This is a genomic window from Actinomadura soli, from assembly GCF_005889715.1.
GTDB classification, from domain to species: domain Bacteria; phylum Actinomycetota; class Actinomycetes; order Streptosporangiales; family Streptosporangiaceae; genus Spirillospora; species Spirillospora soli.
The window spans coordinates 1-14,885 of sequence record NZ_VCKW01000209.1 but is presented as its reverse complement, the minus strand read 5'-3'; the positions used below and the strand labels follow the sequence as shown (position 1 = coordinate 14,885).

The following is a 14,885-nucleotide window of genomic DNA, read 5'->3' as shown; positions in this document are numbered from 1 at the left end:
CCCGCCGAGCGGCACCTGGACGACCGGAACCGCCTACAGCCCCGGCGACCAGGTGACCTACAACGGCGCGACGTACAAGTGCCTTCAGGCGCACACGGCGCTGGCCGGCTGGGAACCCGCGAACACCGCGGCGCTCTGGCAGAAGGTCTGAGCGCGACGAGGATGAAGCGCACGCGATGAGTTGCCCCACATGAAGCGCCACGCGACCGGCCGCCGCGCCACGGGACGGCCCGCGACGGGAGACCCCACCACGGGGTCCCCGGCGACGGGCCGGCCCGCGGCCGATCCTCCCGCGGCCGACCGCCCAGCGGCCGACCGCCGCGTCACCGTCCGCCACACGGCCGAACCACCCCCTCCGGCCGAACCCCCTGTGACGGACGGCCGCGCTGCGGGACGCCCCGCGGTGAAGCGCGGTGTCGTGAAATACGGCGCGCTGGCGCTCCTCGCCGCGTGCGCTCTCCTGGTGTTCGCCCAGTGCGGGGCCGCCGGCGGTTCACCGTCCGGCGGCTCCGCCCCCGGCTCCCGGGGCGGAGCCGGGTTCAACGCCACCGACGTCATGTTCCTGCAGATGATGGTTCCCCATCAGGAACAGGGCGTGAAGCTGGTCCGGCTGGCGGAACGGCATTCCGTCCGTCCCGAGGTGAAGACCCTGGCCGCGGCGATCGAGACCACGCAGGTCGCCGAGGCGAGGGAGATGCAGCAGCGGCTGCGCGGGTGGCGGCGGCCGCTGCGCGCGGAGTCGCACGAGCATGCCGCGCACGGCGGCATGCCGGAGACGACCGACGCCGAGCTCGCGGCGTTGGAGCGGACCCCGCCAGACCGTTTCGAACGCGAGTTCCTCAACCTGCTGATCGGCCACCAGGACGACGCCGTCCAGATGGCCCGGCTCGAGACCGGCAGGGGCGAGGACGCCTGGACGCGGCGGCTGGCGGAGCGCGTCGACCGGTCCCGGTCGGCGCAGATCGATCAGATGCTGGCGATTCTCCGTCCCCCATCCCCGAACGCACCCCGATCCCCGCAGGCACACCGATCCCGAAAGCCCTCCGATCCCCGGAAGGAACCCGCCCCCCGGAAGACTCCCACCGGAAGTAGGTGTTCGGCATGCGCCGAATAATCGGAATCCTGACCACTTTCATTGTCTTGGCCGCGCTCGCCGTCGCTCCCGCTCAGGCGGCGGACCGGCTGACGGCGACCTTCAGTTTGTCCGGCACGACCGGAAAGTATGTGGTCACCAATCCCGGAACGTCCGCCGTCAGCAACTGGACGCTGGCGTTCGAGCTCCCCTCGGGCGTGACCGCGAGCAACCCGCAGAACGCCACCTTGTCGCAGAGCGGGACGAAGGTGACACTCCGTCCGCTGTTCTATATCAACTCCGTCCGCGCGGGCGGGAACACCGAGCCCTACAGCCCGACGTTCACGCTGAGCTCCGCCGTGCAGCCGGCGAACTGTACGTTGAACGGCGCGGCTTGCGACGGCTCGGGTGAAGGCCCGCCGGAGAAGGCGGGCGTCACCGCGGAATACTCCATCGAAGGGTCGCGCGCCAAGTTCATCGTCGCGAACAATTCCGGCGCGACGATTTCGAACTGGTCGATCGTGTTCACCCTGCCGTCCGGCGTGACCGCCAGCAACGCCGACAACGGCTCGATCACCCAGACGGGCAGCACGTTCACGCTGTCCCCCGCCCACTACAACGGCACCATCCAGTCGGGCCGCACGACCGAGCCCTACAGCCCGACCTTCACGGTCAGCAGGGCGGGCGCGGCGCCGGTGACCTGCCGGGTCAACGACGTCAACTGCGACGGGAGCGGCGACGTGCTGCCGGGCGCGCCCGGCAACCTGTCCTCCCCGGTGAAGACGACGAAGACCGTCTCGCTGAAGTGGGACGCGGCGACCCCCGGCAGCCTGCCGATCACCGCGTACGAGGTGTACAACGGCTCGGCGCTCGCCACCACGGTGGCCGAGACGAACGCCACGGTCACCGGCCTCACGCCGAACACCGAGTACACGTTCACCGTCAAGGCGCGGGACCGCAAGGGCGGCCTGTCGCCCGCCAGCTCCCCCGTCACCGTCAAGACCAACAACCCGGCCGATGACACGCAGGCGCCCACCGTCCCCGGTGGCCTGCGCAGCACCGGCAAGGACTCCGGCAGCGTGTCGCTCTCGTGGAGCGCCTCGTCCGACAGCAGCGGCGTGGCGAACTACGACGTGCTGGTCGACGGCAAGGTCGCGACGACCGTGATCGGGACGACGGCGAAGGTGGGGGGCCTCTCCCCGTCCACCGAGTACACGTTCACCGTCAAGGCCCGCGACAGCTACGACAACGTGTCCGGGGCCAGCGAGGCCGTCAAGGTGAAGACGGACGACATCGTCGGCCAGGGCTACGCCAAGGTCGGCTACTTCGTCCAGTGGGGCATCTACGGCCGCCAGTACTTCGTGAAGAACCTGGACACCACCGGGAACGCACGGCGGCTGACCCACATCAACTACGCCTTCGGCAACATCGACCCGGTCAACCTGACCTGCCTGCACGGTGTCACCAAGGGCACCACGTCGAACCCGCAGGACCCGAGCCAGGGTGACGGCGCCGGCGACGCCGAGGCCGACTACGGGCGCCCGTTCAGCGCCGCGCAGTCGGTGGACGGCGTCGGCGACACCGGCTGGGAGAAGCTCCAGGGCAACTACAACCAGCTGCTGAAGCTCAAGAAGAAGTACCCGCACCTGAAGATTCTGATCTCGCTCGGCGGCTGGACGTACTCCAAGTACTTCTCCGACGTCGCCAAGACCGACGCGTCCCGCAAGAAGTTCGTGCAGTCCTGCCTCGACATCTACATCAAGGGCAACCTGCCGGTGTACGCCGGTAAGGGCGGTCCGGGCACCGGCGCCGGGATCTTCGACGGCATCGACCTCGACTGGGAGTGGCCGGGCGCCGAAGGGCACGCGGGCAACCACGTCAGCCCGGACGACAAGCGCAACAACACGCTGCTCATCCACGAGTTCCGCCGCCAGCTCGACGAGCTGACCAAGGAGACCGGCAACCGCTACCAGCTCACCGCGTTCACCCCCGCCGACCCGGCGAAGATCGAGGCCGGCTGGGAGCTGGCCGAGGTCGCGAAGTCCATGGACATCTTCAACATCCAGGGCTACGACTTCCACGGCGCGGGCAGCGACAACTCCTGGGAGCCCAAGCGGACGGGGCACCAGGGCAACCTGTACACCGACACCGACGACCCCTACCCGTTCCACTTCAGCGTCGAGAACGCGGTGAAGCCGTACCTCGACGCGGGCATCAACCCGCGCAAGCTGACCCTCGGCCTGGCCTACTACGGCCGGGGCTGGCAGCAGGTCAAGGACGGCGGCAAGAGCGGCGAATGGCAGGACGCCAACGGCGCGGCCCCAGGCCAGTTCGCGGAAGAGGCCGGGACGCGCGGCTACAGCAACCTGCTCGCCAGCGTGCCCAACTGCAAGATCGTCCATGACGAACAGGCGGTGGCGACGTCCTGCTTCACCGGCGACAACGGCCAATGGTGGACGTTCGACGACGCCTGGTCGATCCAGAAGAAGGTCGCCTGGCTGAAGAGCAAGAACATGCTCGGCGCGATGATCTGGGAGATGTCCGGGGACCCGGGCATCCTGACCCAGACCCTGGATCAGAGTCTGGGCAGCTGATCCCGTAAGGCCCAGGGCCGGTGCCGCCTGCGCCAGCACGGCACCGGCCCTGACCCATTTCCGGACGGACGCGCGTTCCCCACGGGACGCGCGTCCGTTTTTCTCACCCCTGTGGACCACGTGGTCCAGTTCACTTCCCGCACTTTGGACTACCTGGTCCCCTCTACGACCAGATGACCAAGCCGAAATGGGTCATCGCCATGGGCGCGTGCGCGTCGTCCGGCGGGATGTTCAACAATTACGCGATCGTGCAGGGCGGCGACCACATCGTGCCGGTGGACTTCTACCTTCCCGGCTGCCCGCCCCGGCCGGAAATGCTGCTCGACACGATCCTCAAACTCCACGACAGGATTCAGCACACCACGCTCGGCGCCGACCGCGAGGCGGAGATCGCCGTACTCGAAGAAGGCGCCCTTTCGCACCGGCGGCCGTCGAAGATCGTCCTTTAGAGGGCCGCGCGGGGGCTCGGTCAAGGAGCCTCGGGGCTTAGGGAGCGTCGGGGTCTTCGGGGGCGTCGGGAGCGGCCGGTGGGGCGAGGAGCCTGCGGAGCAGGTCGAGTTGCAGGCCGGCCAGGCGCCGTCCCTCGGCGAGGTCGATGTCCTTGAGGTTCTGGAGGGCCCTCATTCCGCAGGACCGGATGATGCGGTTCAGCGACGCGCCACCGAAACCATGGCGCACGAATTCCCGCATCGCCGTGTCGAGCAGTTCACGGCGCCGCTCCAGCGGCAGCACGGCCTTTTCGGATCCCACGTTCAGACCCTAGCTCACCGTGACACGAGGTCACCGCGCGTCGAGGACCAGGTCAGGCGGGCGTCCAGTAGCGTCCGGGCGGGGTCGCCACAGGCGGCCGTCACATCGATGATCTTCAGCGTCCCGGGGAAGGGAAACGCGACTTGATCAACGATTCCGTGGCCGAGCGGTGCGTGATCGCGGGCCCGGCTCCCCCGACTCGGCACCGAAAGCGAGGCGGCCGGAACCGTTCCGGTCCATTCCCTGGCGCCCGGCACGGGGACGTCTAGTCTGTCGTAATGATTCCCGCTTCGGGTGTTTCCCCCGTGACGTCCCGGCTTGGGTGGCTTGATGCGCTGCGTGGTGGGGCGGCTCTGGCGGTGGCGCTGCACCACGCCAGCTACGTGTACCTGCCGTCCCTGCGGATCCAGGTGGCCGACTGGTTCGATCCCGGCATGGCGGGAGTGCTGGTTTTCTTCCTGGTCAGCGGCTACATCGTGCCAGCGTCGCTGGAACGCCGCGCAAGTGTGCGGGGATTCTGGATCGGCCGGTTCTTCCGCATCTACCCGCTGCTCGCGGTGGCGTGCCTCCTCGCGATCCTGCCGTTCCTGCTGGGCGTGCTCGGGCTCCGGGCGGGGCTGGAGCAGTACTCCCCCGCGACCGCCGTCCTGGCGCACCTCACGATGCTGCAGGACGTCCTGAACGTCCCCAACGTGATGAACGTCCTGTGGACGCTGTCGTACGAGATGGCCTTCTACCTGCTGATCGTCGCGCTGTTCGTGGTGGACGGGCACCGCCGCTCCGCACCGGCCGCGGCGGTCCTCACCGTCGTCGCGGTCGCGGCCGTCGCGCTCACCGCCACCGGCCTGCTGACCGGCGCCTACGCCCCCGCCGCGCTGCTGTCGCGCACCGCCGGGACCGGCCCGGTCGTCGCGGTGACCGCCGCGGGCGTGGTGGTGGCGATCGCGGCGGCGATGTCGAAGCGTCCCGCGCCGCGCGTCGCCGGCGGGCTGCTCGGCGGGCTGCTCGCCGTCCTCCTGGTCACGGCGAACGGGCGCCTCGACGCCTGGGAGGGCCTGATCATGCTGGCGATCATGTTCGCCGGGACGGCCGTCCACCGCGCCGAGCACGGCCAGATCAGCCGGCGCGCGGGCGCGGCGGCGTGCGCCGTCGTCCTGGCGGGCGCGCTCGGCACCGGGACGTGGCATGCCGCCGCTTACGGCTGGAAGGCGCAGCTCGCCTGGTGCGCCACCGTGCTGGCCGCCGCGGCGGCGTTCGCGGCGGCATGGCGGTGGCGGCACCGCCGGTTCCCCCGCTGGGCCACCGGCCTCGGCACCATCAGCTTCTCGGTCTACCTGCTGCATCCGCTGCTGCTGATGGTGGCGGCGCAGTTCCTCGACGTGTCCGGCCGGGAGGACGTGGCGGGCCTGGCGTTCTATGTCCTGGTGCTGCTGGCGGTGAGCTGGGCGTCGCAGCGCTGGATCGAGGCGCCCGCGCAGCGCCTCGGTCGCCGCCTGACCCGTCCGGCACGCCCGGACGCACCCGTCCAGCCGCAGGTCCTCGCGTCCTGATCCACGGCCGCCGCGGCCCGCGAACGCGACCGGCGAGCGGGCGACCGTGGACCGATGCACGGGCGACCACGGACCGTCACAACAGGCGCGCCTGGACCGGTGCAACGGGCGAGCGCGGCCGGGGATGCGCGGCGCGTTCACAGGCGCGGGCCGGGGCGAAGGGCCGAGAGTCTCGTTTTCACAGCTCAGCGGCCGGATTGAAAAAATGGGCCTTCGTTCAGTCACGAGGCGTGCTGGTAGAAGATTCGCAGGTCGTCCCCGCTTTTTGCGTAGAAGGCATTCTATCCGGGGGTCGGGTGTGCATTCTGTAATTGGTCATTTCTGCACTGGTGGTAAATAGTCGTGGGCATGGGGCCGGCGCCACGACGCTTCTGTGGCACCGGCCGGGGACCGGCAGGGCCAGGCGGTCCACGTTTCTTCTTCCACCCCCATGAAAGGACCCCCCGCTCATGAGGAAACGCAGCCTGTTGACTGCGGTACCGCTCGCGGTTCTGACGCTTGCCGGTACGTCGGTGGCGAACGCGAATGCGGACACGCAGCCCGCACCGCCGCCGAAGACCAACATCGTCGGCGGCGTGCCCGCCACGGAGACCTACACGTTCATGGCCTCGCTGCAGGGCAGCAGCGGCTCCCACAGCTGCGGCGGCTCCCTCGTCGCGCCGCAGTGGGTCATCACCGCGACGCACTGCGGCCAGCCCGCCCAGGTCAGGATCGGCACGCGGACCTACAACGCGGGCGGCGAAGTCGTGCGCGTCGCGAGCCGCCAGGTCGTCGGTGGCGACCTCGCCATCCTTCGCCTGGCCAGCGCGGCCACGTCCAAGCCCATCCCGATCGCGCAGACCGCGCCGGTCGGCTCGGCCACCCGCCTGATCGGCTGGGGCCAGACCTGCCCGACGCGCGGCTGCGGCGGCGCGCCCATCAACCTCCAGCAGCTCGACACGACCATCGTCGCCGACAGCCGTTGCTCCGGCATCGACGGGGCGAACGAGATCTGCACCGACGGCGGCAACGGCAAGGGCGCCTGCTACGGCGACTCCGGCGGACCCGCCGTGACCGGCGGCCCCGGTGCGTGGGAGCTCGTCGGCGCCACCAGCCGTGGCGGCCAGACCTGTGCCCAGGGCCCGGCCATCTACAGCGACACGGCCGCGTACCGCAACCGGATCCTCCAGATCATCGGCGGCGCCGCGAGCGCGACCCGCTGACCGTTCAGGAATGAACGTGCCCTCCGTCGGAGCGCGGTGCCCGGCGGAGGGCGCCTCATCCGCTCCCACACTGTGAGGTATCCATGGTCGCAAGTAAGTTCCTGAGGGTCTGCGCGGCGCTGCTGCTCGGCCTGGCCTTCCTGGTCGGCACCGGCGTTCCCGCTTCGGCGGCGCCCGAGGCGCAGCAGTCCTACGTCCGCACGGTCCGGTACGACACCAGCCAGGCCGCCGAGTTCAAGGAGGCGTGGGACGAGGGCGCGAAGATCTGGAACGAGCGCGTCAAGAACGTCCAGTTCGTTCCCGGCACGCCCGGCGACGTCCGCATCCTCGCCGACAACGGCTGGCCCCGCGCCCAGGTGACGAGCCTCGGTCGCGGCACCGTCTGGATGGGCCGCCAGGCCACCAACGAAGGCCACTACGTCATCCGGATCGCGTCCCACGAGCTGGGGCACATCCTCGGCCTGCCGGACCGGCGCACCGGTCTGTGCACGGACCTGATGTCCGGCGCCAGCGCCGGCACCACCTGCAAGAACCCCAACCCGAACGCGGCGGAGATCGCCGAGGTCGAGCGCAACTTCCAGTTCGGCCGCATGGGCGTCAAGCCCGGCGCCGTGCTGACCGAGGCGCCGGTCCTCGCCCGCCACTGAACCCCTTCCACCTCGGCCGCCCCGCGCAAACCCTGCACGCGCGGACAGGCCGGATGAAAGAGGTTCTCTGATCCCCGCCCCTCATGCGACCTGAGGGCGCCCGTTCCTTCCGGCAGGCGCCCTCAGGTTCGCTTCAGGGGACGGGGTTCGCTTTTGTGGGGATCGGGTTCGCTTCTTCAGGACGCGGTCCGCTTCAGGGCTCAGGGCGCGGTTCGCCTTTCGGTACGGGGCAGGAACGCGACGAGCGCCGTGCCCACCGTGGTGATGACGGCGGCGACGACGAACGCCGTCGAGTACCCGTCCACCAGGTCGGTGCCGGAACGGGCCGCGGCCGTCCCGAGGACCATGAGGCCGATGGCGCCCCCGATGGTGCGGGACGTGTTGACGACGCCCGCCACCGCCCCCGCCTCCGACGACGGCGCGCCCGCCGTGGACGCCTGCACCAGCGGCGTCATCAGCAGCCCGAACCCGAGCGCCATGGTCGCGCCGGGCCCGAGGATCGAGCCGAGGAACGTCCCGTCGGCGTCCAGCACGACGCTCTGCCACGCGAACCCCGCCGCGGCCAGCAGCCCGCCCGCTCCGGCGAGGAGCCGCGCGTCCATGCGGGCCATGAGCGTCGGCGCGAGCCGGGAACCGATGATGATGCCCGCCGTGTGCGGCAGGAACGACAGGCCGGTCCGCACGGCGCTGTAGTGCAGGACGTTCTGCATGTAGAGCGACAGGAAGTACCAGAGCGCGAAACCCGCCATCGTCCCGACGAGCGTGGCGAGGTTCCCGACCGCCACGCTGCGCAGCCGGAACAACCCCAGCCGCACCAGCGGCTGCGCGGACCGCGCCTCCACCGCGACGAACACCGCCAGCAACGCGAGCCCCGCCACCAGCGGGAACAGCGCCGTCCACCCGTGCCTCTCGGTCTCGCCGATGCCGAACGCCAGCAGCCCGACGCCCGCCGTGACGAGCACCGCCCCGGGCAGGTCGAGCCGCTGCCGCCCCTCCGCCGGGCGCTCCCCCCTCAGCCACCGGACGGCGATGAACCCCACGACCAGGCCGACCGGAACATTGATCAGGAACACCCAGCGCCAGCTCAGATAGTCGGTGAGCAGCCCGCCGACCAGCCCGCCCGTGGCCCCGCCCGCCGTGCCGACGGCGGTCCACATGGCGATCGCCCGGGTCCGGGCGGGCCCGTCCGGGAACGTGGCGGTGATCAGCGACAGCGTGACCGGCGCGAGGATCGCGGCGCCGAGGCCCTGCACGGCGCGGGCGCCGATCAGCATGCTCGCGTCCTGCGCGAACCCGCCCGCGAGGCTGGCCACGGTGAACAGGCCGAGCCCCGCGACGAAGACGCGCTTGCGTCCGAAGAGGTCGGCGGCCCGTCCGCCGAGCAGCAGGAACCCGGCGAACGTCAGCGAGTAGGCGTTGACGACCCATTGCAGCCCGGTCGCGCCGAGCCCGAGCCCGGCGCGCATGTCGGGCAGCGCGACGTTGACGACGGAGATGTCCAGGACGACGAGGAACTGCCCGATGGACGCCGCGAGCAGCGCCGCCCACCCGGGCGTCGACAGACGCGGCGCGGCCTTTCCGGCGACTTCGGGCTCATAGGTCGTGGTCATGCCCTCAAGGCTGCACCCGCCGCCCCTCCCCCGCGTCGGCCACCGGACCCAACCCACAAGGTCCCATCGACCTAGGACCCGCGCATCGGCCGGGGGCCGGACGCCGCGTTGCGCCGCCGCACCGCTGACGTGCCGCATCGCTGACGTGCGGGCTGTGGGAGAGCCGCCGGACGGTCGTGTCAGGTGAGGGGGGCCTCGTCGTTCGTCCGGCCCACGAGCACGGAATCTTCGGCGAGATCGCCGCCCGGGTCTCCGGTGATCCGCAGTCTCCCCGTCGAGCCGGGGCTGAGGAGGTCGATCTCGCGTTGGAAAAGCCAGATGCGCCGCACCGTCAGATCGGCAGGCCGTTCCTTACCGGCGGCCTCGCGCACCTCGTGCAGTTTGACACCCGGCCATACGGTTCCCCGCAAGGTGCGCACTATGACGAGGAAGGCCCCTTCGCCGTCGGTCTCCACGGGCGCGGAGATCTGCAGCTCTACCTCATGATCCACAAGAACCCGCCCTGTCCATGAAGTCCTGGATTTCGTCCGGCGAGAGTTTCGGAGTGGTTTCCAGAATCCGGTTGAGGTCGCCGGTGGTGATGTTGGGCGGAATATCGTATCCCATGTCGGAGAGGATGGCGCGGGCGCGGGCGGCCGGGATGGTCTGGTTGGCGCGGTCGGCGAGATCGGTCGCCTGGATCCCGAGGCCCATCTCGGCTTCTCGCGGAATATAGCCCGGGCCGAGTTTCTCCACGTCCTGCAGGTTGCCGGGACGGTGGATCTGCACGACCCCCTCGCCGCCGTACTCGCTCGCCGACTGCGTGGCGAAGATCGTCGCGACGCCGGGGTCGGACGTCACGGACGCGACTCCCGCCTTCTGCATGTTCTCACCGCCGGGCCATCCCTTGGTCGTCCCGCGGAAATAGGGCGGGTCGGTGTCGGTGAGGCCCGAGGGGTCGATTCGGCGGACCGGGTTGCTCACATAGGCGTAAGGGTTGGCCCCGCCGAGCAGGCCGATCGGGTCGCTGCTCAAATAGCGGCCGGTCGTGGAGTCGTAATAGCGGTGAAGGTTGTAGTCCAGCCCGGTCTCTTCGTCGCGATACTGCCCGGGGAACCGGAACGGGCAGCCCGAAGTGTGCTCGGACGCTCCCCACAGGTCGGCCTTGGACGACTGGGTCAGCTTCCCATTCGCCTGCACCAGTTCCCGGGGCGTGCCGACGAGATCGGTGACGATGGCGTGGAACTCTTCGTCATATTTCTGCTGCGATTCGTTCCAGGTTCTGCGGGTCTGTGTCGCGGGCCGGAACGTTCCCGGGTCGTGCGTCCAGGTCCTGACCTCCCGGCGGCCGTGGCGGGACGCGTCCTCCTCGACCAGCGTCGTACCGTCCCAGGTGAAATCGACCCGCTCGACGAGCTGTCCCGAGCCGTAACGCCGCTTGCTGACGCGGCGTCCGAACGGGTCGTAGGAGTACTGCCACGTATCGCCGGACGGCGTGCTGACCGAGACGAGCCGGTCATCGGCGTCCCAGCCGTAGCGCCAGCTGTCCCTGCGGCCGGACAGCGTCCTGACGTGGCGCGTGACGACGCGTCCCTGCTCGTCGTACTCGAACGACGTCCGTCCCGAGTGGACGAGCCGGGGGCCGGTGAACGTCCGATCGGCGGGGAGGGCGCCGGGGCCGCCGCCCGGGAGACCGTCCGGGAGGCCGTCCGGGAGGCCGTCCGGGAGGCCGTCCGGGAGGCCGTCCGGGAGGCCGTCCGCGACACGCGAGTCCGACCCCTGGACGGGACTACCGGCGGCGTCGTAGGCGTACCGCTCGGTCCATCCGTGCCCCTGGACGCCGGTCACCCGACCGGCATCATCGAGCTCGAAGGACTGCGGCCCGTTCAGGCGATCCCTGATGGCGGTGACGTTCCCGTCCGCCTGGTAGCCGTAGGCCCGATGCTGCAGCAGCTGTGGTTCCGCCGTTGGCGCCAGCGCCCACAGGGCCTGGTCGACGAGCTGGTGATCGGCGTCCCACCGCTGGTCCACGATCACGCCGGTGCCGATGGCGCGCCGCACCTCCCGGCCCGCCGCGTCGTAGGAGAACCGGAGGGCGTGGCCATCGGTGTGCAGTTCGGAGAGCCGCCCCCCGGAGTCGTAGGCCCATGACGACTCGGCTCCGGCGGGCGTACGACGACGCACGCGGCGGCCGAGCGCGTCGTAGGCGGCGCGCAGCACGCGGCCGTTGCACTCCTGGGCGGTGACGCGGCCGTTCGCGTCGTAGCTCAGCCGCAGCTCGACGCCCGGGCCCGCCGAGTGGCTCAGCCTGCCCGCCGGGTCGTAGGCGTACGTGGTCACCGCGTCCCCGGCCCGCTGCTCGATGACCTTGCCGAGCGGGTCGCGGAGGTACTGCGTGACCTCGCCGGCGCCGTTGCGGCGGGAGACGAGCCGTCCTGCGGCGTCGTGCTCGTAGCGCACGGCGCGTCCGTTGAAGTCCGCTTCCTGGACGAGCCTGCCCGCGGCGTCGTACTCGTAGCGCCAGACGAGACCCTGCGGATTGGTGACCGAGACGAGGCGGAGCTCGGGATCGTACGCCAGCTCCAGCCGGGACCCATCGGCACCGAACTGGACCGACGGAATGCCGAACGGACCGTATTCGGTACGCGTCCGCCGCCCCGCGGCGTCGGTGTGGCCGACGAGGTCGCCGTTCGCGTCGTACTGCCAGCGTTCGGTGGACCCGGACGGCAGCGTCCGGGTGAGGGGCTTTCCACCGATGGTCCACTCGAAGCGAACGGTGCCGCCGACCGGGTCGGTCGCGGCCGTGATGCGGCCCATGCCATTGCGCTGGTAGCGCGTGACGTTGCCGAGCTGGTCGGTGACGGCCAGCGGCAGACCGGCGCCGTCGACCTCGAACCTGGTGACATCGCCCAGCGGGTCGGTCACCGTCAGCAGGTGGCCGTGCTCGTTGTAGCCGTACACCGTCGTCGCGCCGAGCGGGTCGGTACGGCTGACGAGGTTGCCTCGCTCGTCCCATGCCTGGTGCCAGACGGCGCCGTCCGGCCCGGTGATCTGGACCGCCTTGTTCAGCTCGTTGTAGACGGCGACGGTGCGGCGTTCCGACGCCCGGCTGATGGACGTGATGTTGCCGACCTCGTCATAGGTGAACCGCGTGGTGTGGCCGAGCGGATCGATGAGGGACAGCACGCGGTTGTGGCGGTCGCGCTCATAACGGGTGGTGTTGCCGAGCGGGTCGGTCTGGGCGATCCGCTGGTACGCGTCGTTGAACTCGTAGGTGATGCTGTGTCCCAGCGAGTCGGTCTGGACGGTGCGCCTGATGCCCGCTGCGTCGGGTTCGCCGAAGCGGATGCGGGTGTTGAGATGGCCGCCGGTCCCGGTCCCGGCGACGGCGCGGCCGCGTTCGTCGTAGGTGTAGTCGTAGCCGTGACCGGTTCGGTCGCGCCAGGCGGTCAGGCGGTGCTCGTCGTCATAGAAGAACCGCAGCGGCCGACCGGACTCGTTGATGACCTCGGCCAGATCACCCGCGGCGTCGTAGCCGTACCGCATCAGGACGACGCCACCGGTCTCCGAGCTCCCGCCGGCCTCCGGCCGTCCACCGCTTTCCGGCCGTCCACCGGTGTCTTGGCCGAGCAGACGGAGCGCACTGACACGCCATTCGCCGGCACCGCCCGCCGGGCTCTGGAACGGGACGGTGTCGACGGCGAGCCGGTAGCCGCCCGAGTGCCGAACCTGGGTGAGGGCGCCTCCCTCGTCGTACACCAGGTCGATCCGGTTGCCGTTGCGGTCGGTAATCGCGGCAAGCGGAAGCCGGGACCAGCCGGTCTGCTCTCCAGGGGCCGGGAAGTGCAGCGTGCGGCCGGTGCGTCCGTCGCTGAGGGTGTAGCCGCCGTCGCCGGTCATGGCCAGGTGCCGGTGCTGGGCGCCCTCGACCGGACGGGCGACGACACGAGGGATGTTGACCAGCGGGAACCGCACCACCATCCCGTCGGGCGCCACGTAGGCGATCCCGGTCGCCTCCAGTTCGAGGTACTGGTCCAGCGTCGAGGCCCAGGAGGCGCCGAAGAGCCGTCCCCGCCGGTGACTGGACAGGTGCGTCCGCTCAAGGACCAGCGGCAGCACCCCCGCGAGCCGGACGTCCGTCTGGACGAAGAGCACCTCACCCGTGGCCAGGTCGATCGGATCCTTGGTGGTGGTCTTGTCCCCGGTGTCGCGGGACTCTTTCTGCGTCGTGTCCTTGTCCGGCTTGTCGCCGGGCTTGCCGTCACCGGGTTTGTTGCCGTTCCCAGAAGGCTGGCCCTTGCCAGGCTTGCCACCGCCGCCACCCGGGCCGCCCCCGCGGCGCTTGGGGGCGGGGAACGCATGCCCGGCCATCTTGTGGAAGACGCCCTTGCCCGCACCGGGCAGCCCGGGCGCCCCCTTACGCTTTCCCACCGTGAAGCGCTCCGATCCACTGGTCAACGAGCACGTCGACCGCCGATGCGGCACCGGCTGAACGGTCACGTCCGGCGCGGGAGCCGGCGCCGCTCTTCCCCGAATGGACCACTGCGAACGCCGTCCGTTCCCGCCGCGTCATCCGCTCGAAATCGGACCCGGCGAACGCAGCCAACCCCGCCCCTTCCAGCCGTGCACATAAGGGATAAATCACCGGGAATCTATCACCAAGCGCGTACCGCGCCACAGCTGACTGACCGGCGGATACGACGTGCGCAATGCGAAAACACCCCATGAACCCGGCATCCACAATGGCGCCCTCCACGTCCGTCGGCCGTCCTGGCTGAGACCCTGGGCGTCACCGCGGGCTATCGCGGCCAAGGGGCTTGTGGTCGGCCCGGGAAGCGGGCCCTACCGGGCGGACGCGCTGATGCGGCCGGACGACCCCGACATTCGAGTCTTCTGACCGCCCGGCTGACTCGGAGACGTACGTCCACGTCCACGTCCATGTCCACGTCCGACGAGCCGAGCGCCGCCGTGATCAGAGGGTGGACGACCCCCCAGTCGAGCCCGCCGTGCCCACAGCCGAGGGGCGGGACGGCGACGCTGACGATCTTCAGGTCGGCGAGGACACGGACGAGATCGTCCAGACCGGCCTCGATGTCGTCCAGGCGGGAACGGCTCCGCCAGTGCCGCTTGGTCGGGAAGTGGAGAATCCAGCGACCATCATCGATCGGGACAGGGAGGACCTCCCCGGGACGCACCCGCCCGTCGGCGCACGCCGTGGCGTAGGCGGTGAAAGCGGCCGGAAATGCGCGCTTGAACTGGAGCGCCAGCCCCTTGCCCATGACACCGGCCGTGTTGACCGGATTGACGAGCGCCTGCGCATCGTCCCGAAGAAGATCCCCCGCCCGCTCGACGATCACGCGTCCCCCTGCCGGCCGGACCGAGCGTAACGAAGGCCCCCGACACCCAAGAGCCAGTCTTTCGGCGGATCCGGCCTGTGTTCGTCGCGACGTCGATCGCCATGCCGCCGGTCACCCCGAGGAC

At 70.3% G+C, this 14,885-nt stretch carries 11 protein-coding genes and 1 pseudogene; 7 read left to right on the top strand and 5 right to left on the bottom strand.

Annotated features, from left to right (window positions below; all coding sequences use genetic code 11):
• From ETD83_RS45780 to ETD83_RS30805, 4 genes and pseudogenes are all read left to right on the top strand, one after another.
• The coding region (locus tag ETD83_RS45780; RefSeq protein ID WP_329602995.1) for a carbohydrate-binding protein at positions 1-151 on the top strand (151 nt) is incomplete at its 5' end.
• 39 nt (positions 152-190) lie between these two features.
• The gene (locus tag ETD83_RS30815; RefSeq protein WP_138648726.1) at positions 191-1,114 is read left to right on the top strand and encodes a DUF305 domain-containing protein; all 924 of its coding nucleotides are present in this window, start codon (positions 191-193) and stop codon (positions 1,112-1,114) included.
• A complete protein-coding gene (locus ETD83_RS30810; RefSeq protein WP_138648725.1) occupies positions 1,102-3,666 on the top strand; it encodes a glycosyl hydrolase family 18 protein in 2,565 nt (854 codons plus the stop codon). The genes ETD83_RS30815 and ETD83_RS30810 overlap by 13 nt, the downstream gene beginning before the upstream one ends.
• Positions 3,667-3,827: 161 nt before the next feature.
• A pseudogene (locus ETD83_RS30805) lies at positions 3,828-4,115 on the top strand (NADH-quinone oxidoreductase subunit B); the annotation flags it as partial.
• A 37-nt stretch (positions 4,116-4,152) separates the two neighbouring features.
• Here the strand turns inward: ETD83_RS30805 and ETD83_RS43960 are convergent.
• The gene (locus ETD83_RS43960; protein ID WP_205717980.1) at positions 4,153-4,416 is read right to left on the bottom strand and encodes a TetR family transcriptional regulator; all 264 of its coding nucleotides are present in this window, start codon (positions 4,414-4,416) and stop codon (positions 4,153-4,155) included.
• Between the two features lie 305 nt (positions 4,417-4,721).
• Between ETD83_RS43960 and ETD83_RS30795 the strand changes: the two genes are divergently transcribed.
• The 3 genes from ETD83_RS30795 (at position 4,722) to ETD83_RS30785 (ending at position 7,815) form a co-directional block, all read left to right on the top strand.
• Positions 4,722-5,966 carry an acyltransferase family protein gene (locus ETD83_RS30795; RefSeq protein ID WP_230421307.1) on the top strand — a complete coding sequence of 415 codons (1,245 nt, stop codon included), beginning with the start codon at positions 4,722-4,724 and terminating at the stop codon, positions 5,964-5,966.
• 512 nt (positions 5,967-6,478) lie between these two features.
• Positions 6,479-7,168 (top strand): S1 family peptidase, encoded by a 690-nt coding sequence (locus ETD83_RS30790; protein ID WP_205717978.1) that lies wholly within the window; start codon positions 6,479-6,481, stop codon positions 7,166-7,168.
• Between the two features lie 83 nt (positions 7,169-7,251).
• On the top strand, positions 7,252-7,815 hold the full coding sequence (locus ETD83_RS30785; RefSeq protein ID WP_138648723.1) for a snapalysin family zinc-dependent metalloprotease: 564 nt from the start codon (positions 7,252-7,254) through the stop codon (positions 7,813-7,815).
• A 200-nt stretch (positions 7,816-8,015) separates the two neighbouring features.
• Here the strand turns inward: ETD83_RS30785 and ETD83_RS30780 are convergent, their stop codons facing one another.
• From ETD83_RS30780 to ETD83_RS30765, 4 genes are all read right to left on the bottom strand, one after another.
• Entirely contained in the window at positions 8,016-9,425 is a 1,410-nt protein-coding gene (locus ETD83_RS30780; protein ID WP_138648722.1) for a DHA2 family efflux MFS transporter permease subunit, read from the bottom strand.
• Between the two features lie 179 nt (positions 9,426-9,604).
• The gene (locus ETD83_RS30775; protein WP_138648721.1) at positions 9,605-9,880 is read right to left on the bottom strand and encodes a hypothetical protein; all 276 of its coding nucleotides are present in this window, start codon (positions 9,878-9,880) and stop codon (positions 9,605-9,607) included.
• Between the two features lie 25 nt (positions 9,881-9,905).
• Positions 9,906-13,835 (bottom strand): RHS repeat-associated core domain-containing protein, encoded by a 3,930-nt coding sequence (locus ETD83_RS30770; RefSeq protein ID WP_138648720.1) that lies wholly within the window; start codon positions 13,833-13,835, stop codon positions 9,906-9,908.
• Between the two features lie 368 nt (positions 13,836-14,203).
• Positions 14,204-14,761, bottom strand: coding sequence for a macro domain-containing protein (locus ETD83_RS30765; RefSeq protein WP_171064526.1), 558 nt, complete (start codon positions 14,759-14,761; stop codon positions 14,204-14,206).
• Positions 14,762-14,885 lie beyond the last annotated feature (124 nt).